20 protein-coding genes are annotated in these 18,798 nt (G+C 73.0%); 8 read left to right on the top strand and 12 right to left on the bottom strand.

What is annotated here, in order from left to right; translation table 11 throughout:
* The first annotated feature begins 38 nt into the window (after positions 1-38).
* Positions 39-680: a TetR/AcrR family transcriptional regulator gene (locus OUQ99_RS19145; RefSeq protein WP_267945149.1), complete on the top strand. Its 642-nt coding sequence runs from the start codon at positions 39-41 to the stop codon at positions 678-680.
* A 60-nt stretch (positions 681-740) separates the two neighbouring features.
* Here OUQ99_RS19145 and OUQ99_RS19140 read toward each other — a convergent pair whose 3' ends face one another.
* Positions 741-1,940, bottom strand: a complete 1,200-nt coding sequence (locus tag OUQ99_RS19140) for an MFS transporter (protein ID WP_267945148.1) — start codon at positions 1,938-1,940, stop codon at positions 741-743.
* Between the two features lie 85 nt (positions 1,941-2,025).
* Here OUQ99_RS19140 and OUQ99_RS19135 point away from each other — a divergent pair, with 85 nt between their 5' ends.
* The 3 genes from OUQ99_RS19135 (at position 2,026) to OUQ99_RS19125 (ending at position 4,859) form a co-directional block, all read left to right on the top strand.
* Positions 2,026-2,469, top strand: coding sequence for a winged helix-turn-helix transcriptional regulator (locus OUQ99_RS19135; protein WP_267945147.1), 444 nt, complete (start codon positions 2,026-2,028; stop codon positions 2,467-2,469).
* Positions 2,470-2,673: 204 nt separating this feature from the next.
* Entirely contained in the window at positions 2,674-3,183 is a 510-nt protein-coding gene (locus OUQ99_RS19130; protein ID WP_267945146.1) for a lamin tail domain-containing protein, read from the top strand.
* Between the two features lie 236 nt (positions 3,184-3,419).
* Positions 3,420-4,859 carry a hypothetical protein gene (locus OUQ99_RS19125; protein ID WP_267945145.1) on the top strand — a complete coding sequence of 480 codons (1,440 nt, stop codon included), beginning with the start codon at positions 3,420-3,422 and terminating at the stop codon, positions 4,857-4,859.
* Positions 4,860-5,002: 143 nt separating this feature from the next.
* Here OUQ99_RS19125 and OUQ99_RS19120 read toward each other — a convergent pair whose 3' ends face one another.
* From OUQ99_RS19120 to OUQ99_RS19105, 4 genes are all read right to left on the bottom strand, one after another.
* Positions 5,003-6,337 (bottom strand): MFS transporter, encoded by a 1,335-nt coding sequence (locus tag OUQ99_RS19120; RefSeq protein ID WP_267945144.1) that lies wholly within the window; start codon positions 6,335-6,337, stop codon positions 5,003-5,005.
* A 138-nt stretch (positions 6,338-6,475) separates the two neighbouring features.
* The gene (locus tag OUQ99_RS19115; RefSeq protein ID WP_267945143.1) at positions 6,476-7,009 is read right to left on the bottom strand and encodes a 3-isopropylmalate dehydratase; all 534 of its coding nucleotides are present in this window, start codon (positions 7,007-7,009) and stop codon (positions 6,476-6,478) included.
* Entirely contained in the window at positions 7,006-8,274 is a 1,269-nt protein-coding gene (locus tag OUQ99_RS19110) for a 3-isopropylmalate dehydratase large subunit (RefSeq protein WP_267945142.1), read from the bottom strand. Before OUQ99_RS19110 ends, OUQ99_RS19115 begins: the two co-directional genes overlap by 4 nt.
* Before the next feature lie 2 nt (positions 8,275-8,276).
* A complete protein-coding gene (locus OUQ99_RS19105; protein ID WP_267945141.1) occupies positions 8,277-9,149 on the bottom strand; it encodes an isocitrate lyase/PEP mutase family protein in 873 nt (290 codons plus the stop codon).
* 227 nt (positions 9,150-9,376) lie between these two features.
* Here OUQ99_RS19105 and OUQ99_RS19100 point away from each other — a divergent pair, with 227 nt between their 5' ends.
* Both OUQ99_RS19100 and OUQ99_RS19095 read left to right on the top strand, forming a co-directional pair.
* Positions 9,377-10,987, top strand: coding sequence for an AMP-binding protein (locus OUQ99_RS19100; RefSeq protein ID WP_267945140.1), 1,611 nt, complete (start codon positions 9,377-9,379; stop codon positions 10,985-10,987).
* 111 nt (positions 10,988-11,098) lie between these two features.
* Entirely contained in the window at positions 11,099-11,899 is an 801-nt protein-coding gene (locus OUQ99_RS19095; protein ID WP_267950421.1) for an IclR family transcriptional regulator, read from the top strand.
* A gap of 31 nt (positions 11,900-11,930) precedes the next feature.
* Here the strand turns inward: OUQ99_RS19095 and OUQ99_RS19090 are convergent, their stop codons facing one another.
* Positions 11,931-12,101 carry a hypothetical protein gene (locus OUQ99_RS19090; protein ID WP_267945139.1) on the bottom strand — a complete coding sequence of 57 codons (171 nt, stop codon included), beginning with the start codon at positions 12,099-12,101 and terminating at the stop codon, positions 11,931-11,933.
* A gap of 184 nt (positions 12,102-12,285) precedes the next feature.
* Between OUQ99_RS19090 and OUQ99_RS19085 the strand changes: the two genes are divergently transcribed.
* On the top strand, positions 12,286-13,200 hold the full coding sequence (locus OUQ99_RS19085; protein WP_267945138.1) for a LysR family transcriptional regulator: 915 nt from the start codon (positions 12,286-12,288) through the stop codon (positions 13,198-13,200).
* A gap of 103 nt (positions 13,201-13,303) precedes the next feature.
* On the opposite strand, the gene OUQ99_RS19080 is transcribed toward OUQ99_RS19085, so the two are convergent.
* Complete coding sequence (locus tag OUQ99_RS19080; protein ID WP_267945137.1) at positions 13,304-14,392, bottom strand: epoxide hydrolase family protein; 1,089 nt, start codon at positions 14,390-14,392, stop codon at positions 13,304-13,306.
* 111 nt (positions 14,393-14,503) lie between these two features.
* Here OUQ99_RS19080 and OUQ99_RS19075 point away from each other — a divergent pair, with 111 nt between their 5' ends.
* A complete protein-coding gene (locus tag OUQ99_RS19075; RefSeq protein WP_267945136.1) occupies positions 14,504-14,983 on the top strand; it encodes a MarR family winged helix-turn-helix transcriptional regulator in 480 nt (159 codons plus the stop codon).
* A 45-nt stretch (positions 14,984-15,028) separates the two neighbouring features.
* Here the strand turns inward: OUQ99_RS19075 and OUQ99_RS19070 are convergent, their stop codons facing one another.
* The 5 genes from OUQ99_RS19070 to OUQ99_RS19050 form a co-directional block, all read right to left on the bottom strand.
* Positions 15,029-15,358 (bottom strand): PRC-barrel domain-containing protein, encoded by a 330-nt coding sequence (locus tag OUQ99_RS19070; protein ID WP_267945135.1) that lies wholly within the window; start codon positions 15,356-15,358, stop codon positions 15,029-15,031.
* Positions 15,355-15,741, bottom strand: coding sequence for a hypothetical protein (locus OUQ99_RS19065; protein WP_267945134.1), 387 nt, complete (start codon positions 15,739-15,741; stop codon positions 15,355-15,357). Before OUQ99_RS19065 ends, OUQ99_RS19070 begins: the two co-directional genes overlap by 4 nt.
* Position 15,742: 1 nt before the next feature.
* Entirely contained in the window at positions 15,743-16,972 is a 1,230-nt protein-coding gene (locus OUQ99_RS19060; RefSeq protein WP_267945133.1) for an NRAMP family divalent metal transporter, read from the bottom strand.
* Entirely contained in the window at positions 16,969-17,472 is a 504-nt protein-coding gene (locus OUQ99_RS19055; RefSeq protein WP_267945132.1) for a hypothetical protein, read from the bottom strand. The genes OUQ99_RS19060 and OUQ99_RS19055 overlap by 4 nt, the downstream gene beginning before the upstream one ends.
* Positions 17,473-17,723: 251 nt before the next feature.
* Complete coding sequence (locus OUQ99_RS19050; RefSeq protein ID WP_267945131.1) at positions 17,724-18,734, bottom strand: MerR family transcriptional regulator; 1,011 nt, start codon at positions 18,732-18,734, stop codon at positions 17,724-17,726.
* Positions 18,735-18,798 lie beyond the last annotated feature (64 nt).

Below are 18,798 nucleotides of genomic sequence, written 5' to 3'. Positions count from 1 at the left end.
GTCACCACCGGAAAAACTCGCAGCTGTAAGGTGACGCCATGAAGGTCACGAAGGACACCTCGGCTCCGCGCACCCGCAACCGCCGCGGCCAGGGCGGACGCCTGCGCGAGGACATCGTCGACGCGGCGGTCGCCCTGCTCGACGAGACCGGCGACGAGCGCACCATCACCCTGCGCTCCATCGCGCGCCGGGTCGGGATCGCCGCGCCCTCCATCTACCCGCACTTCTCCGACCAGCCCTCCATCATGCTGGCCGTGGTCCGGCGGGCCTTCGACGAGCTCGAAGCGGCGCTGCGCACGGCACTGGAGCAGGCGGGGGAGGACCCCCGGGCGCGCCTGTACGCCGTGTGCCACGCCTACCTGGACTTCGCCCGCACGCACCCCGAGCGGTACCGCACCATGTTCGGCGGCCTGTGGATGCCCACGCTCGCCGACACCGCGGTCACCGAGGAGGACCTCGTAGCGCTCGGCGACTCCAGCCTGCGGATCCTGTCCGGGGTCCTGGCCGCGTGCGCCGACGCCGGGCTCTCCACGAGTACCGACCCCGGCGCCGACACGTACGCGCTGTGGCTCGGCCTGCACGGGCTCGCGCACCAGCGGTCCGTCACCCGCGTGTTCCCCGGCCCCGACGACATCGGCGAGCGGATGATCCCCGCGCTGGCCCGCCTGCGCGAGGGCTGAGCCCGGCCCGGAGCCGCAGGCGGCCGCTCGCGCGAACGCGGCCGGGCGCGGTCGGCCGCGTCATCCCCGTGCCCGGCGGGCCGCACCGCCGGGTCGCGCGGTCGCGCCGGGCCTCGCGTGTGCCCACGCGAGGAGGCCGGCCAGGGCGTAGGAGGCGCCGAACAGGCAGGAGGCCCACCAGCCCCAGGTGGTGTACGCCCAGGCGGAGGTGACGGCTCCCAGGGCGGAACCCAGGGAGTAGAAGGCCATGTAGGCGCCGATGACGCCACTGGCGCGGTCCGCGTGCGCCGAGGTCAGCAGGTGCTGGTTGCCGACGTGGACGGCCTGGACGGCGAAGTCCAGCAGGACGATCCCGGCGACGAGGGGCCACAGGGTCGGCTCCGTCCGGGCGATGAGCGCCCAGGAGGCGACCAGCAGCACGAGGGACCACCCGCTGATCGGCTGGGCGCGGCCGCCGTCGGCCCACCTTCCCGCCCGGGAGGCCCCGAGGGCCCCGGCGAGGCCCGCCAGCCCGAAGAGGCCGATCTCGGTGGTGCCGAACGACCACGGTTCGGCGCCGAGCGGGAGGGCGAGCCCGCTCCAGAGGGTGCCGAAGGACGCGAAGAGGAAGAAGGCGATGAGGCCCCGGCCGAGGAGCAGGCGGTCGGTGACGGCCAGCCGCGCCATCGTGCCGACCGCCCGCGCGTACGGCTCGCGGGAGGTGCGGGGATCCGGGTGGAGGCCCGCGTGCACGGCCGCGGCGAGCACGGCGCACAGCAGCGCGAGCACGAGGTAGACGGCGCGCCAGCCCACCGTGTCGCCCAGTGCGCCCGCCAGGACGCGGACCCCGAGGATGCCGACCACCACCCCCGACGTGACCGCGCCGATGTTGCGTCCCCGCTCGCCGGGCGCGGAGACGGAGGCGACATGGGCCACGGCGACCTGGACCACGACCGCGAAGAAGCCGGCGGTCGCCAGCCCCGCCGTCGCCACCGCGCCGTTGGGGGCGAGGGCCGTGGTCCCGGCGCCCGCGGCGACGAGCGCCAGGAGCCGGGTGAGGAGCCGCCGCCGGTCCACCACGTCGCCGAGGGGGACCAGCAGGATCAGGCCCGCGAAGTAGCCGAGCTGGCCTGCGGCGGCCAGCTGCCCGAGTGACGCGGGCGCCATCCCCAGGTCGGCGCCCGCGGCTTCCAGGACCGGTTGGATCGCGTACACGGTGGACACCGCCACGGCGCACACCACCGCCAGGACGATGCGCTGAGCACTCGTCACCCCTGTCACCGCCCCACTTCTTTGGTTTCAAAATGCAACCATTGGAGGCTAGGGCATAATGGTTTCAAAGTGCAACCAGCAAAGGAGGGCTTCCATGGCGGAGGCGGAAACCGGCCGTGGCTGGACCGATCCCACGTGCCCGGTCGCCCGAACGGTCGACCTCGTCGGCGACCGGTGGAGCCTGCTCATCGTCCGCGACGCGATGGAGGGCCCGGCGTCCTTCACCGAGTTCCGCCGGCGGCTCGGCATCGCCCGCAACATCCTCAGCGACCGGCTCCGCAAGCTCGTCGACCACGGCGTCCTGGTCACCAGTCCCAGCGGCGGACGACACGTCTACGAGCTGACCGGGGCCGGAAGGGACCTGTTCACCGTCGTGGTGGCGCTGAGGCAGTGGGGGGAGCGCCACGCCTTCGCCGACGGCGAGCCCCGTTCGCGCCTCACCGACGCCGAGGGGCGTCCGCTCGCCGAGCTCCGCCCCCGGGGCCAGGACGGCGCCCCTCTCACCGCCGGTGCGACCCGGGTGGAGAGGGTGGGCTGAAGGGGACCGCGGCGTTCCTCCCGGACGCCGCCGGACGGGACCGGCGGCGCGGCCCGACGCGCGGCGACGCCCCTCCGCGACGCCGTACGGCCGGGTAGGTGTACATGCTGGCCAAACCTGGCCATAGCCTGCGAAAACATCTCATCCAGGTTCGGTGGCCTGCCAGGATGACGCTTCCGACAAGCACTCACCCCTGGAGCGCCCATGCCACGACCCGCCTCGCGCGTCACCGCCGTCGCCGCGGCAGCCGTCGCCGCCCTGTCCCTGCTGTCGGCCCCCGCGCAGGCCGCCTCCTCGACCGGGGCGCTGACGGTGACCCATGTGCGCGCCAACTCGGCGGGCACGGACACCAAGAGCAACCTGAACGGCGAGTACTTCGTCATCAAGAACACCAGCACCAAGACGGTGAACCTGAGGGGGTACGTCCCCGACATCACCAGCAACACCTACGGCCGGGTCCTGCCCTCCTACAACCTCCCTGCGGGAGCGGTGGCCTACGTGCGCACCGGCAGCGGTACCAACCGCCGCGACGCGAGCGGCAACCACCAGGTCTACCGCGGCTACGCCCGCCACGTGCTGCCCAACGACGCCACCGGCCGCAGCCCCGACCTGCGCCTGAAGAGGCCCGGAAGCGCGGACAACAACTCCTCGAGCGGATCCATCAGCTCCTGCAACTGGGGCAGGGCCGCCAACGGCACCACCTACCGCTGCTGACCCGGAGTCCGCAGGCGCCGCGTCTGCGCCACCGGGCCCGCCCTTCCCGGGCGGGCCCGGCCGCCGTGCGGCTGGCCTCCGGGCGCCGGAGCGGCTCCCGCCCCGACCGGTCACCCGGAAATCCCGACACCGAAGTCGGTACCGGACACCGCCCCGGCGGCGATCGGACCGTTTCGGCCACGCGGCGGCCATGCGGTGTGGTAGGTCTCGGGGGACACCCTGGGAAAGGCGGGACGTTGGTCAAGATCGCACTGGTCTGCGGAGACGGACTCCCCGTCAGCGGCCTGCTCACCGTCTTCCGCAACGTCGTGACCCGCTTCCACGGGCGACCGGCCCCGCACGAGCCCGTCCCGGCCGACCTCGGCTACTCGTGGCGCCCCGACAAGCCGGCCTTCTTCCCCGACGGCGCCGGAGCGGACTGCTATCCGCCCTGGCTCCGGGTGAGCCGGGCCCGGCCCTGCGCGGGAGCGGACCTGGCGGGGGAACTCCTCGACGTGCGGCGACAGGTCGCCCGGGCGGACGCCCTCGGCCCAGGGGAGAGGGCACGCCTGCACCGGCGCGTCGAGGCCCTGGCCGGCCCCTACCGGGCCTACTTCTCGGAGTGGCTCCACGAGCACGACGTGGACTGGGTGGTGGCGGTCAACATGACCCTCTCCGACGCGGTCCCGGTGACCCTGGCCCTCCACCGCGCCGCGGAGGAGCGCTGGGGCGGCGGGCGCCCCGGCGGAGTCCTCTTCTGGGACCACGACCTGTTCGGCAGCTACGCCGTGCACGAGGGCGACGAACGGGTCTACCCCCCGGCCCCCAACGAGTTCACCCCGCTGCCGGGCAGGCACCCCGCGCACCGCTGGGCGGTGGTCTCGGAGGCACTGCGTGCCGAGGCCCGCGGGTACCCCACCCCGCTGGAGCCGGTCACGGTCCCCAACGTGCTGCCCGAGGCTCCCCCCGAGGGGCTGGAGGACCGGCACACGGAGTTCTTGGAGCAGATCGGCGCCGCGCCCGACCAGCCCCTGCTGCTGGTCCCCGTCCGCGTCTTCAGGGTCAAGGGTGTGGAGATCTCGGTCCGGCTCTTCTCCCGCATGCGGCAGGTGAGCCGGGAACAGGGGCGTCCCGAACCCCTTCTCCTGGTCTTCGGGGACCTCGGCGAGGATCCGGACTACACCAAGGAGGTGCTCGACGAGGCCTCGCAGGAAGGGGTGCTGGACCACGTGAGGTTCCTGGACGGGGTGCCGCTGCAGAGCCACCGGGGGACGGACCTTCGCTGGCGTCTCGACGAGGTCGACCTCCTGCGCGTGAGCGCCGCCACGGGCGGCGGGGTGCTGTTCACACCCAACCGCCCGGACGTGGAGAGCGTGGGGCTGGGGCCCGCGCTCGCCACCGTCGCGGGCCTGCCCAGCGCGGTCGGGGACTTCCACGCCTTCTCCGACATCTACGGCGACGCGTTCCTGTGCGCCCGCCTGCACCGGGACGGCGACCTGAGGAGGACCGCCGAGGAGATGCTCGGGCTCATGCGCGCCCGGGTGGGCGGCGAGCCCCGGTTCGCCGAGGGCATGCGGCGGAACAGGGCGAGGATGGACTCCCACTTCCCCGTCGAACCGTGGCGGCGGCTCTGGGAGGAGCTGGTCTCCGGGACGGAAGGGGCCGTCCCGGCGCCGGAGGACCCGGCCGGCGCATGAGCGCGGTCCCGCCCGTGCGGAGGGGTGGGACCGCGAGCCGTCCGGCCCCGTTCGCGCCCGGCCCGGGAGCGGCGGAGCCCCCGCGCGACGCCTCGTCGTGCAGGGGCTCCGCCACAGCGCGGCCGGCCGGACCGGAGAGGGCCTCAGCCGGGGAGCTCGCCCGAGCGGGTGGAGCGCAGGGTCAGCGCGGTGAGCAGGCCGACCACCGCCACCCCCATCACCCAGTAGGCCGGGGAGACCGGGTTGCCCGTGGACGCGACCAGTTGGGCCGCGATGTAGGGGGCCGTCCCGCCGGCGACGATGGTCCCGATGTTGAAGCCGAGGGAGACGCCGGTGTAGCGGACCGCCCGCGGGAAGAGCTCGGTGAACAGGGGGAACGCGGGGACCTGCAGTGCCGCGTTGAGGATCATGAACACCAGGTACACCAGCCCCACGACCAGGAGCCCCGAGGCCTCGGACATGGCCAGCAGGATGGGGTAGGCCAGCAGGACGTACCCGACGCACCCCGTGGTGAGCACGGTCAGGCGCCCGAAGCGGTCGGTGAGCATGCCCATGAACGGCATGCACAGGCAGGCCAGGCCGATGATCGCAGCCGAGAGCCAGTACACGTGCTGGGAGTCGTAGCCCAGGTCGTTGATCAGGTAGACGTTCATGTAGGTCAGCCCGATGTACCCCGTGCCATTGGTGGCGACGGCCAGGCCGATGACCTTGAGGACCGATCCCGAGTTGCTCCGCAGCACGTCGACGAAGGGGCTGCGGGTCACCTCCGACCGGGCCTCCATCTCCCTGAAGTCGGGGGTGTCCTCCAGCTTGAGCCGCGCCCACAGGCACAGGAGGGTCAGCGGGATACACAGCAGGAACGGGACGCGCCATCCCCAGGCCGACATCTGATCGGGGGAGAGGAGCCCGACGACGATCCCGGCCACGGCCGCCGCGACCGCGAAGCCCAGGGTGGACCCGGTCGGGGTGAAGGCCCCGAAGAAGCCGCGCAGCCCGGACGGCGAGGACTCCGCGATGTAGGTGGCCGATCCGCCGATCTCGCCCCCGGCAGAGAAGCCCTCCGCCATGCGGACGATCACCAGCAGGATCGGAGCGGTGATGCCGACCTGCGGGTAGGTGGGCAGTACGCCCATCAGGGCGCAGCACAGGCCCATGCTGACGACGGTGGACACCAGTGCCACCTTGCGCCCGCTCCGGTCGCCGAGGCGGCCGAAGAAGATCCCGCCGAGCGGCCGCATCAGGTAGCCGGACCCGAACACGGCCAGGGTGGCCAGGATCGACGTGGCGGGGTTGGAACTGGGGAAGAACAGCGGGGCGATGACGACGGCCAGGAACCCGTAGACGCTGAACGCGTAGTACTCGATCAGGGTTCCCACCCCGCCGGCGACCGCGGCCCGCAGTGCGGTGCGCCGGTCGCGCACGGGTGCGCCGGGTGCGGCGACGGCCGGGGAGCTCCCGGCGCTCTCTGCAGAGGACAAGGCGATACCTCCTGGTGGGGATGGAGCTCGAGCGCCCGTCACGGGCTCTCGGGGGGATGGTGCCTCCCCGTGCGTGCGGGGCGGCGGGGCGCCGGCGTGGTGTTCGCGCCCGTCGGTGAGGCGGACCGGGAGTGCCGGTCAGCCGGTGGCGCGTGCCCGTCGGTGCTCGGCGAGGAGCAGGTTCAGGCTCCCGCCGGCCTCGATGACCTTGACCACGCGCTCGCTGAGCGGTTCCCCGGTCAGCTCGGCGTCCTGGCGGGCGAGGCGGACGGCGGGGCGCCGCCAGTCGATGGAGACGCGGTCCCACCGGCGGACGGCGCGGGTGATGCCCGGGACGGTCAGCAGCGGCATGCCGTTGTAGGTCTCCCCGCGCCAGAAGCCGGGGGAGAAGGACTCGGCGACGACGGCCGCGATCCCCAGGTTGCGCAGCGCGACCATCGGCGGGTAGTGCGGGTGCCCGTAGCCGAAGTTGCGGCCCCCGACGACGACGTCGCCGGGGCGCACCTCGTCGGCGAACGCCGGGTCGTAGTGCCGCATGCACACGCTGCGCAGCACGTCGGGGTCGTAGTGCTTGATGTTCTCCACGCCGATGACGAGGTCGATGTCGAAGTCGTCCCCGAAGATCCAGGCGACACGGCCCTCGATGGTGTCGGGCGGGGGCAGCGCACTCACGGGCCCGTCACCTCCCGTACGTCGGAGATCTCCCCGGTCACGGCGCTGGCGGCGACGGTGTAGGCGGACCCCATGTAGATGTGGGCGCCCGTGTCGCCCATGCGCCCGGAGATGTTGAGCACGCCCGTTGACACGCAGTTCTCCCCGGCCTTCAGCGGTTTCTGGTAGCCGAAGCAGAAGTCGCAGCTGGACGTGGCCACGGCCGCCCCCGCGTCGCGCAGGACGTCGAGCAGCCCCTCCTCCTCCGCCCGCCGGTGGATCGCGGCCGAGGTGGGGACGACGTTGAGCTGCACGCCGTCGGAGACCCTGCGGCCCCGCAGCACCTGCGCGGCGGCGCGGATGTCCTCCAGCCTCCCGCTGGCGCAGGAGCCGATGAACGCCTTGGTGACGGGGGTGCCCTTCAGGGCCGAGACCCCCCTCGTGTTCGCGCCCCGCGCGGAGCCGGGGAGCACGACCTGCGGTTCCAGCTCCGAGAGGTCGATCTCGTGCACGCCGGCGTAGACCGCGTCGGGATCGCTGTACAGCGGTTCGGGGACGGCGCCGGACACCTTTCGGGCGTAGTCCAGGGAGAGCTCGTCCGGGTTGAAGATCGCCGACACCGCGCCGGTGAACATCGCCATGCCGCACAGTCCCTGTCTGCGGTCGATGCTCATGGAGCGCGCTCCGGGCCCGGTGAACTCCATGACCTGGTGGGCGCAGCCGTCGGCGCCGAGCCGGGCGATGATGGTGTGGATCAGGTCGCGGTTGTCCACCCCCTCGGGGAAGCTGCCGGTGAGCTCGAACCGCACCGACTCCGGCACGTCCAGGTGGATCCGTCCGGTGACCCACGCCTCCAGGAGGTCGCGCCGCACCCCCCAGCCGAGGGCCCCGAAGGCTCCCAGTCCGCTGATGTGGCCGTCGAAGTGGATGAGGAACCTGCCGGGGAGCGCGTACCCGAGCTCGGCGGCGACCTGGTGGCCGATCCCCTCGGCCTCGTGCAGGGTGATCCCGTAGAAGTCGCACCAGTCCCGGGTGACCTGGTGGACCGCCTCCTCCTTGGCGTCGCCCCGGGTGAGCATGTGGTCGATGAAGACCAGGTAGCGCTCGGGGTCGTCCAGCTCCGTGATGCCGAAGTCGTCGTGCATCTGGCGGAACATCACGTCGGTGTACCCGGGGAAGTCGTAGGCGATCATGTGGTCGGGGCGGAAGGCGCGGTTGTCGCGGGCGCGGACCGGTGGGCCCTCGGCCGTCCGGCCGAGGATCTTCTCGGTGATGGTGCGGCCCATGGTCAGGCTCCTCCCCGGGCCGCGGGCAGGTAGGCCTTCTGTGCGGCCTCCACCTCGGCGAACCCGATCAGGTCGACGAACTCGTGGTGCGGCAGGGCGTCGGCGCTCACGTCCGCGGGGGGCTCGCCCGCCGCGAGCCGGCCCAGGGCCTGTCGCATGGCCCCGGTGGCCGCCATCAGGACCTGGGTGGGCAGGAGCGCGATCGCGACCCCGACCTCCTCCAGGACCCGGGGGGTGAACTCGCGCTCGGTCCAGGCGGACGCGGTGAGCGTGGCCACGAGGGGGACGCCGGCGGCCTCCCTGCACCGGGCCCATTCGTCGATGGTGGAGAAGGTCCTGGTGACCGGCATGACCATGTCGGCCCCGGCCCCGGCGTAGGACTTCGCCCGGTGCAGCGCCTCCTCGCCCCGGGCGTCGGTGCGCGCGATGACGAGGACGTCGTCGCCGACGGCGTCCTTGACGGCGCGCACCTTCATGGCCGCCTCCTCCGGCGGGACCAACGGCACTGGGTCTCCGACGCAGAGGGGGCAGCGCTTGGGCGACTCCTGGTCCTCCATGAAGACCGCGGCGACCCCCGCGTCGCGGAAGCGCCGGGCCGTCCGGGCGGCGTTGACGGCGTTGCCGTACCCGGTGTCGATGTCGGCGATCAGCGGGAGGCCGCTGGACTCGCGGATGCGGCGGGTGGCCTCCAGGTTCTCCGACATGGTGTAGAGCTCGGCGTCGGGGTAGCCGAGGGACGCGGAGACCGCGAAGCCCGAGGCGCACAGTGCGGAGAAGCCGGCCTGCTCGGCGAGGCGGGCGGTGAGCCCGTCCCACACGCCGGGCGCGTGGACGACCCCCTCGCCCATCAGCTCGCGCAGTCGTCGGGAACTCATCCCAACCCCTTTCGTATTGCGGAACGCGTTTCAAAAGGACACTAGGGAGCGCTAGGATCTTGTGTCAAGGGTCACTATGGTCTGTAACCCAGCAGACACGGAAGTGATCTACGTGCTGAAACGGTCTGTGTCGGCGATCTGCTCCGATCGCGATGCCGACCGGATCAGTAAAAAATGGAACGCATTCCGGTCCACCACGAAGAGGGGAAGCCTCCATGATCTCCGCGATGCAGACCGAACCCCTGGGGTTGCACCACGTCTTCGAGCGGGCCGAGGCGGTCTTCGCCGACCGCGAGGTCACCGGTCGGGAACCCGGAGGAGTCCGCGGACTGGACTACGCCGAGCTCTTCGCCGGGGCCCGCGGGCTCGCCGAGGACCTGGAGGGGCTCGGACTCCGACCCGGCGACCGGGTCGCCACCTACGCCTGGAACACGCTGGACCACATGCGCGCCTACATCGCGATCCCCGGGGCGGGCATGGTCATGCACACGGTGAACATCCGCCTCGGCGCCGACGAGGTCGCCTACACGCTCGCGCACGCCGGAGACCGCGCGGTGCTCGTGGACGGCGCCCTGTGGGAGTCCTGGTCCGCCGTCGACCTTCCCGACACGGTCGAGCACGTGCTCGTCATGGGGGAGGCCCCCGACCTCCCCGCCGTCCAGGGCGGCGCGGCCGTGCACCGGCTGGAGACCCGGCCGGTCCCCGAGCGGCGGGGCTGGTGGCGCCCGCGCGACGAGAACGAGGCCGTGGGCATCTGCTACACGTCCGGCACCACCGGCCGCCCCAAGGCGGTCGTCTACAGCCACCGGTCGGTCTACCTGCACGCGCTCACGCTGTGCGGGACCGACGCGTTCGCCATCGGCCACCACGACGTGGTGCTGCCGGTCGTGCCGATGTTCCACGCGAACGCGTGGAACCTGCCCTACGCCGGCCTGGTGGCGGGGGCCGGGCTGGCGTTCCCCGGACGCCACCTGGACCCGCTCGGCCTCACCGGGTTCATCCGGGACTCCCGGGCGACGTTCGCCGCCGGCGTCCCCACCGTGTGGGCCGCCGTGGTCAGGGCGCTCCACGAGGGGCGGGCGCCAGGAGACGCACTGGCGACCATGGACCGGATCGTCATCGGCGGCTCCTCCGCCCCGGAGAGCCTGCTCGACGCGCTCACCGGCCTCGGGATCCGGCCCGTCCACGCCTGGGGCATGACCGAGTGCTCGCCGGTCGGACTGGTCGCGTCGGAACCGTGCACCCCCGACGGGGCGGTGCGTTCGGCCGCCCGGCGCACGCAGGGCCGACCCCTGCCGGGCCTGGCCGTGCGCTCGTCGGCGGAGGGGCGCGAGGCCGCCCGCGACGGCGCCGCGGTGGGGGAGCTGGAGATCAGCGGCCCCTTCGTCGTCGACCACTACCACGCCCCGGAGAAGGACGACAGCGCCTCCTTCACCGCTTCCCCCGACGGGCGCCGCTGGCTGCGCACGGGGGACATGGTGACGGTCGACGCCCGGGGATACGTGACCCTGGTGGACCGGGCCAAGGACATGGTCAAGTCCGGAGGGGAGTGGATCTCCTCGGTCGACCTGGAGAACAGGCTGGCCGCCCACCCGCGGGTGAACGAGACCGCCGTCATCGCGGTCCCCGACGAGGTCTGGGGAGAGCGGCCCGTCGCCGTCCTCTCGAGCACGGACGGTGAACCGCTCGACCCCGACGAGCTGCGGAGCTTCCTCGGGGCGCAGATCCCGCGCTGGCAGCTGCCCGACCGGTTCGTGGTGGTGGACGAGGTGCCCAAGACCGGCGTGGGCAAGTTCGACAAGAAGCGGATGCGCGCGGAGTACGGCCATGGGCGCTGAACCGGCGGGAGGCCCCGCACCCGGGGCCCGCACACGGTGGCGGGAGCGCCGCGAACCGGCCGTTACCCTGTCATCGACGACGGAGCGTGCTAGGAGGTCTCCTCAGTGGCGATGATCGACGGTGAATCGGCCGCTGATTCCAAGGGCACGGTCAACGCGGTGCTCCGTGCCTGCCGGCTCCTGGAGTGCTTCACCCACGAACGGCCCGCGCTCACGCTCGGTGAGCTGGCGGAGCGGACCGGCCTGAACAAGGCCACCACGCACCGCCTCCTGGCCACGCTGGTGCAGGCCGGCTGGGTCAGCCAGCGCGCGGACGGCGCCTACAAGGTCAACATGAGGCTGTTCGCGGTGGGGTCCGTGGCGCTGGCCGAGCTCAACCTGCGCGACGAGGCCGCACCGCTGCTGCGGGACCTGTCCGCGCGCTTCGGCCACACCGCCTACCTGATGGTGCCCTCCGAGGACGGGGCGGTCTGCATCGACCTCGTCGAGGGGGCCGGGCCGCTGACCGTCAAGCAGATCACCGTCGGCAGCGTGCTGCCCTTCCACACGGCGGCGGGGCCGATGACGATGCTGGCCCACTCCTCCGCGCTGCGGGAGCGGTGGCTGTCCCGGCCGCTGCGCAGGTACACCCCGCACACCCTGACCGACGCGGGGGTCCTGCGGGGTGAGCTGAAGAAGATCGCGTCCGAGGGCTACACCGTCAGCGACGAGGACTTCCTCCAGGACGTGGGCGCCGTGGCCGCCCCCGTGTTCGACTCCTCCGGGGACCTGGCGGCCACGGTGAGCCTGGGCGGCCCGGCCACGCACTTCCGGGGCACGGGCCTGGTCGGCGTCATCGCGGCCGTCCGCGAGGCGGCGGCCGAGCTTTCGCACCAGCTGGGGGCCCAGGGGCGGGTTCCCGCCGGGGGCTGAGGGCCCGGGGCGGCTCCGGCTCCCGGCCCCCTCAGCGGCGGGGGCGGCCCCACCCTCCGCCGGGCATCCAGGGCCCCTCGCACGCCACCCTCGACGCCTCCTCGGGCCGGCCGTCCTCCAACAGCCACACGATCACGTGGAGCTGCTCCCGGTAGGCGGTTTCCGCGGACCCGGCCGACGGCCGCCGCCACGCCTCTAGCATGGCCCGTAGCCCGCCCGGACGGCGCGCCTCCGGCCGCGGCCACCGCCACCGGCCGTCCCGTGTGACCACCATGGACCTCTCCCTCCGTGCTCGCCCGGAGCCGCCCGGGGCAGCGGCTCCCGGGGATTCTCGCCCATGGGCCCGGAGCTTGCGTTGAGGCCGGACGAAGAGGGGTGCCCAGAAGATGAAGGCAGGACCGATGGGGGTGGCCGACCTGAGCGACCTCGCGCTGCTCGTGGAGGTGATCGAGGCGGGTTCCATCACGGACGGGGCCCAGCGGTGCGGGATATCGCTGTCGGCCGCCAGTGTCCGCATCACCGCGCTCGAACGGCACTACGGGCTGCGGCTGCTCGACCGCCGCCACCGGGGGGTGACGCCGACCCCGGCCGGCGAGGCCCTGGCAGCGAGGGGCCTGGTCCTGCTCGACGGCGCCCGGGAGCTGGAGGCGGGCATGGCCGCCCGCGCCCGGGGGCTGGAGAACAGCGTCAGGCTGGCGACCAACAGCTCCGCCGCCGACGCCCTCACCGAGTTCCTCGCCGCCACGCTCAACCGCCTGCCCAACACCGCGGTCACCCTGGTCGAGCTGAGCAGCGAGGCGGCCGTCGCCCACGTCCTCGACGGGCTCTCCGACATCGCGGTCGTCTCCTCGGTGCCCGCGGGCGCGGCCTGCCAGACCCGCCGGCTGTGGGACGACGACCTCGTCGCCGTCGGCCCGGCCTCCTCCCCGCCCCGGAGGCCGCTCCGTCTGGCGGACCTGCTCCGCGAACCCGTGGTCGGCCTCCTGCGGGGGAGCCCTCTGCAGGACCTCGTCGACCGGCAGGCGCACGCGGCGGGGACGGAGCCCGCCTACCGGGTCCGGCTGCCCTCGCTCGGGGCCGTCTGCGCCGTGGCCTGCACCGGTGTGGGGTACGCCGTGGTGCCGCGGGGGGCGGCCCGGCGCCACGGTGTCTCTCCCGCGTCCCTGTACGAGTTGGACGAACCGTGGGCGCCGCGGCACGCCGTCCTCGTCGCGGCGGACTTCTCCACCCTCACCGAGGGCACGGCGGCGTTCGTCCACCACCTCCTGGAGCACGGTCCGGCCCTGGACGAGGAGGGGTAGGGCCCGCGCCGCTGTCGGGACGCGGCGGCGGGAGGAGGACGCGGCACAGCGAAACGCACAGGCGCCCCCCGGAGGGCGCGCGGGCCCGGCGCGGCGGCCGGTGTCAGTCCTTCCCGGGGAGGGCCAGGAAGAACTCCCGGACGTCCCGGGCGAGCAGGTCCGGCACCTCCATCGCGGCGAAGTGGCCGCCGCGCTCGAACTCCGACCACTGCCTGATGTCGTACAGCCGCTCGGCCAGCGGTCGCACCGACTGCGTGATGTCGTGGGCGAAGACCGCCACGCCGACCGGTACCGGGCACGGCTCGGTCCGCCGCCGGGCGTCGCGGTGCAGCCGCGCCGAGGAGGCCGCGGTGGCCGTCAGCCAGTACAGCGAGACGCCGGTGAGCATCCGCTCGTCGTCGACGGGCGAGCGGGGGTCGGTCCACTGGGCGAAGCGCTCGGCGATCCAGGCCAGCTGGCCGACCGGCGAGTCGGTCAGCGCGTAGCCGATGGTCTGCGGGGTCGCGGCCTGCAGGGCCTGGTACGGCGGGCGGTTCGCCATCAGGTGCCTGACCTTGTCCAGACGGGCCTCGTCCTCCTCGGACAGCTCGATGCCGGCGTCCGGGTCCGGCCTGGTCGGCAGGTAGTTGACGTGCACCCCGACGACCTGTTCGGGCGCCACCGCGCCGAGCGCGGTGGAGATGCCCGACCCGAAGTCGCCGCCCTGCGCCCCGTAGCGCTCGTACCCCAGGCGGCGCATCAGCTCGGCCCAGGCCCGCGCGATCCGGACCGTGTCCCAGCCGCGCTCGCGGGTCGGCCCGGAGAAGCCGTAGCCCGGGATGGAGGGGATCACCAGGTGGAAGTCGCGTGAGAGCGGTTCGACGACGTCGAGGAACTCCAGGAACGAGCCGGGCCAGCCGTGGGTGAGGACCAGCGCGAGCGCGTCCGGTCTCGGGGAACGGACGTGGACGAAGTGGACGGTCTGGTCCTCGATCTCGGTGGTGAAGTGCGGAAGCTCGTTGAGCCCGGCCTCGTGCTCGCGCCAGTCGTAGCCGGTACGCCAGTACTCGGCCAGTTCCCGGAGCCGTGCCAGCGGGAAGCCGTAGTCCCACCCGGCGTCGGCGACCTCGTCGGGCCAGCGGGTGCGGGAGAGCCTGTCGGCCAGGTCGTCGAGGTCGGCCTGGGGGATGTCGATGCGGAACGGCTTGATCATGGTCCTGGCTCCGGGGATTCATTGGCGACATGAATGTTTGGCCACCAAACGTTTGGGTCACGAACGGTAGCACAATCATTGGAGTCACCAACGGTTCGTTAGACTCCAGGCATGGAGAACCCACCGGAGAAGACGCCCGCGGCCTGGGAGGGCACGCCCAGCTGGCTGCTCACCCAGACCGCCCACCACGCGCACCGCCTGGTGGCCGACGGGTTCTCGTCCGTGCGCGCCCGCGGCTACCACTACCGCCTGCTGGCCACGCTGGAGGAGTCCGGCCCGGCCAGCCAGGCCGAACTGGGACGCCGCAGCGGCATCCACGTCAGCGACATGGTCGCGACGGTCAACGAGCTCTCCGACCGCCGACTGGTCGAGCGTGCCCTGGACCCCTCTGACCGGCGGCGCAACATCGTCTCGCTGACCGCCGCGGGCAGGAGGCAGCTGCGGGTGCTGGAGGAGCGGCTGGCCCGCACCCAGGAGGAACTGCTGGCCCCGCTGGCGCCCGAGGAGCGGCAGGTGCTGACCGGGCTGCTGGCCCGGCTGCTGGAGCACCACGACCGGCGGAGCGGTGCCTCCGGGGAGGCACGGAGCTGACAGGGGCCCGCCCCTCTCCGGAGGAGCGCGGTGCCGCGGCGCCGGTCAGGGCCGGCCGCGCCACCCGCGGGGCAGAGCCCTGCGCTCCACCGCGATCTCGACCCTGTCCTCCTCCACGGCCACGACGTCCTCCCACCGGACGTAGCGCTCGTGGCGCCGCAACCACCCCAGCAGATGCCTCCAGGGGGTGGGAGCCTCCAGGGAGTCCCCGAACCCGAAGCGTCCGGCGAGCGCGGAACGCCCCGCGACCAGTCCCAGGACGGTGTACGCGCCCCCGCTGTGACGGACGACGATGTCCTGGACCGAACCCGCGTCCTTCCCGTTGCAGTCGACGATCCGCAGCCCCAGGAGCGCGCCCGCGCGCAGCCGGTTCACCGCCGCCCCCCGGGGATGCGGCCGATGAGGTGGCGTGCCATCCACGCCTCCAGGGGGCGCATCCCCGGCGGGGCGTCCGTGGACAGCACCGTGGTGGGGGCGAACTCCTCGACGTCGGTGAGGGGGATCCGGGTGGGCGCCTCCTCCGGCGGGCGCATCCGTTCCAGGACCGTCTCCCAGAACCGGCCGAACCGCCCGGCGATCCGTCCGCCGAGGGAGGCCGCGTCGATGATCAGGGCCGTCATGGCCGGCGCCTCCCCCTCCCGCCAGGTGAACTCCACGTCGTCGACCTTGCCCAGGTTCTCGCCCCCGCGGTCGACCACCTGGCGGTCCAGGACGGTGAACCCGATCCGGAAGATCGTTCCGTCCGCCTCGTCGGACATCTCACTGCCCCGCTTTCGTGTAGAGCATGAGGGGGATGGCGGCCACCGACACCACGCACAGCAGCACCAGGTAGACCGAGGCCAGGATGTTGGTGAAGCGCGAGTTGACCTGGTCGCCGAGGTAGCCGCGGTCGTTGGCGACGACGAGGATCGGCAGGTAGGTCAGGGGCAGGGCCGCGGCCGAGAAGACCAGGCTGTACTCGGTGACGGTGATGGGGTCGACCCCGGTGAGGACGAAGAGGGTGCCGCTCAGCAGGCTCACCATGATGACGAGGTGGAAGTAGGGGGCGCTCGCCGGCGGCAGTGTCTTCCCCCAGTGCCAGCCGAAGTACTGGGCGACGCCGTACCCCGCCGCCAGGCCCGACTCCAGGGCGGCGCCGAAGGTGGCGGCGAAGAACCCGAGGATCACCACGATCAGTCCCAGCCTGCCGAGGGTCGAGACGACGGGGAGCGCGACCTGTCCCAGGTCGGACACCTGGACCCCGGCGGGCATGAGCAGGACGGCGGCGCAGCCCATGATGGCGAGGGACAGCAGCCCTCCCAGGGGGAGGCCGAAGAAGACGTTGAGGCGCGCGGTGGCCAGATCCTCGGAGGTCCACTTCTCCTCGACCCCGCCCGAGGAGAAGAAGAGGACGGTGTAGGGGGTCATCGCGGCCCCGAACAGGGTGATGGCGTAGTACCACCACACGGCCGCCCCCTCGTTCGGCGGCGGGGAGAAGGACACCGCCTCCGTGAAGAGCGCCCCCAGGTCCGGGCCCATCCTCCACAGGGCCACACCGAACACGACGAGGGCCAGGCCCAGGAGGCCGTAGGTCTTCTCCATGTACGCGAAGGGCAGCCGCCACAGCACGATCCAGACGAGGAACCCGACGACCGGCACCCACAGCAGGTAGTGGATGCCGCTGGCGAGCTCCAGGGCCAGCGCGATACCCCCCATCTGCGCGGACAGGGTGAGCAGGGTGATGAGGTAGGAGGCCAGGAGGTTGGCGAGACCGACCCTGGCGCCGAGCCGTTCGCGCACCAGGTCGAAGGTCCCGCGACCGGTGGCGGTGACCACGCGGGCGGACATCTCGGTGAACACCATCAGCCCGACCACGCCGACGGGGACGACCCAGGCCAGGGTCATCCCGAAGCGGGAGCCGACCACGGAGTTGGCGACCAGGTCGCCGATGTCCAGGAAGCCGCCGATGGCGGTGAGCAGGCCCAGGGTGAAGGCCGCCAGCCACCTCACGAGAGGGACTCCTCGAGGTCGGAGAGTCCGGACGAAACGGCACGGAGGGTCCGCCCGGCGGCCTCGACCGCGGCGCTGTCGTCCCTCTTCAGGGCGATGCGCAGGTCGGCGAGCGCGTTCACCGCGGTGTCGCAGAGGGGGGAGAGCTCCGCCCGCAGGGCGTCGGACCCGGCGGTGGGCGGTTGGCGCGTCCCGAAGGTGTCGGCGATCGAGCGGGCGGCGTCCTCGGCGTCCTCGGCGGTGGTCTCCGCGTAGGGGGAGAACGCCCTGTCGCCCCGGTGGATCTCGACGAGCAGGACGCCCGTCCCGACGGCCGAGAGGAGGTCCGTGACGGTCTGCTCGGCGGCGTCCCGGTAGGAGCCGGCGGTCGGGGTCGGGGCCGTGCAGCCGGCGACCAGGAGCAGGAGGACCGCCACCAGGGCCAGGACGGGGGCGGTGGGCTGCGCCGGGGACCGGCCGGTGCGACCGGGCTCCTGAGAGGGCGAACGGGGCTGGAGCACTCCACGACGATAGCCATCGGTGACGGGAGAATCACCGAGCGAGAGGGTGGGGCGTGTCGGGGCGGGGGCGGAACGGCGCCCCGGGGCGGTTCCGCTCCCGCGGTTCCCGGTCCTGCGCTCCGGCCGCCCGCCGGGGGACGCGGACGGGACAGGGGAGGAAGCCGCCGTCCGCGGCCCCGCGCGGGCGGTGTGCCGTCCCCCGGCACACCGCCCGCGCGTCACCCGTCCCGGGGTGGGCGCACGGGGTTCCCTCAGGCGCCGTCGTCCGGGGCGCGCATGGCGTCGGCGATCCAGGCGTAGGGCAGCGTGTCCTCCTCGGGCCCGGTCCCGTTGACCACTGTCACCAGGGACAGGTACCGGCCGTGGGTGTCGTCGTAGACGGGGTCCTCGGAGGCGGCGTCCTCCTCGGCGATCTGGCGCTCGATGTCGGGGAGCCGCCGGTAGGCGTCGGCCATCCGGTTGCGGATCTCGGGGGTGAGCGCTGTGTCGGCGGACACCGCCGTGACCGCCTCCATGAAGCGCGTGACCACCGCCTGCGCCCAGGGGGACCGGGGGGACTCACCGGCGCGGTAGGCGGCGAGGACCGCCTCCACGAGCGGTCCCCCGCTCTCGTAGATGAACTCCTGCATCGGCTCGGTCGCCATGGCCTGCCACTCGTCCGTGGTGTAGGTCTCGTGCAGGTAGGTGCGGACCGCGTCGCGGAACGCCGGGTCCCGCACCAGGTCGGCGAGTTCGATCCACGCCTCCAGCTGGGCGGCCGTGGGGTCGGCCGGCAGGATCGGCCGCATCGCGCGCAGCCGGTCGACGAAGCCGTCGGGGACGTCGAGGCCCTCCCCGACGTCGTTCCAGAAGTCGTCGATGGTCTGCTCGCGTTCCTCGTCGGTCATCGAGACGAGCTTGTGCATCAGGTCGGCCTGCGCGGTCGTGCCGCCCTGCCTGATCAGGGTCCGCAGCACCGCCCTCCTGGCCCGCAGGGTGCGCTCCTGGCGCTCGACGATCTCCAGGTGGGTGGTGAGCAGGTTGTGCAGGGTCGTGTCGCCTTCGAGCAGGCGGCGGATCTCGTCCAGGTCGGTGTCCAGATCACGCAGGGTGCGGACGAGTTCCAGGCGGGCGATGGCGTCGACGTCGTACAGGCGGTGGCCCGCCCCGGACAGGTGCGCGGGCTCGACGATCCCGGCGTCGGCGTAGAAGCGGACGGCGCTGACGCTCAGGCCGCTGCGGCGCGCGGCGTCTCCGATGGGGTACAGCTCGTTGTCGTTCATGGGAGCCACTGTGGTACCTCGAGCAGCTTGAGATGCAAGCCCCCGGGGCGCCCGGATCCGCGCG

The organism is Streptomonospora nanhaiensis (genome assembly GCF_026642255.1).
Taxonomy (GTDB): Bacteria; Actinomycetota; Actinomycetes; order Streptosporangiales; family Streptosporangiaceae; genus Nocardiopsis; species Nocardiopsis tropica.
Note: the sequence above shows the minus strand (reverse complement) of the source record. Positions and strands in the feature narration are given on the sequence as shown.

Excerpts from the sequence above, each read along its gene's own strand:
- OUQ99_RS19145 (WP_267945149.1), top strand. The coding sequence starts at position 39 with ATGAAGGTCACGAAGGACACCTCGGCTCCGCGCACCCGCAACCGCCGC.
- OUQ99_RS19135 (WP_267945147.1), top strand. The coding sequence starts at position 2,026 with ATGGCGGAGGCGGAAACCGGCCGTGGCTGGACCGATCCCACGTGCCCG.
- OUQ99_RS19130 (WP_267945146.1), top strand. The coding sequence starts at position 2,674 with ATGCCACGACCCGCCTCGCGCGTCACCGCCGTCGCCGCGGCAGCCGTC.
- OUQ99_RS19110 (WP_267945142.1), bottom strand. The coding sequence starts at position 8,274 with ATGGGCCGCACCATCACCGAGAAGATCCTCGGCCGGACGGCCGAGGGC.
- OUQ99_RS19105 (WP_267945141.1), bottom strand. The coding sequence starts at position 9,149 with ATGAGTTCCCGACGACTGCGCGAGCTGATGGGCGAGGGGGTCGTCCAC.
- OUQ99_RS19100 (WP_267945140.1), top strand. The coding sequence starts at position 9,377 with ATGCAGACCGAACCCCTGGGGTTGCACCACGTCTTCGAGCGGGCCGAG.
- OUQ99_RS19095 (WP_267950421.1), top strand. The coding sequence starts at position 11,099 with ATGATCGACGGTGAATCGGCCGCTGATTCCAAGGGCACGGTCAACGCG.
- OUQ99_RS19090 (WP_267945139.1), bottom strand. The coding sequence starts at position 12,101 with ATGCTAGAGGCGTGGCGGCGGCCGTCGGCCGGGTCCGCGGAAACCGCC.
- OUQ99_RS19085 (WP_267945138.1), top strand. The coding sequence starts at position 12,286 with ATGAAGGCAGGACCGATGGGGGTGGCCGACCTGAGCGACCTCGCGCTG.
- OUQ99_RS19080 (WP_267945137.1), bottom strand. The coding sequence starts at position 14,392 with ATGATCAAGCCGTTCCGCATCGACATCCCCCAGGCCGACCTCGACGAC.
- OUQ99_RS19075 (WP_267945136.1), top strand. The coding sequence starts at position 14,504 with ATGGAGAACCCACCGGAGAAGACGCCCGCGGCCTGGGAGGGCACGCCC.
- OUQ99_RS19065 (WP_267945134.1), bottom strand. The coding sequence starts at position 15,741 with ATGTCCGACGAGGCGGACGGAACGATCTTCCGGATCGGGTTCACCGTC.
- OUQ99_RS19050 (WP_267945131.1), bottom strand. The coding sequence starts at position 18,734 with ATGAACGACAACGAGCTGTACCCCATCGGAGACGCCGCGCGCCGCAGC.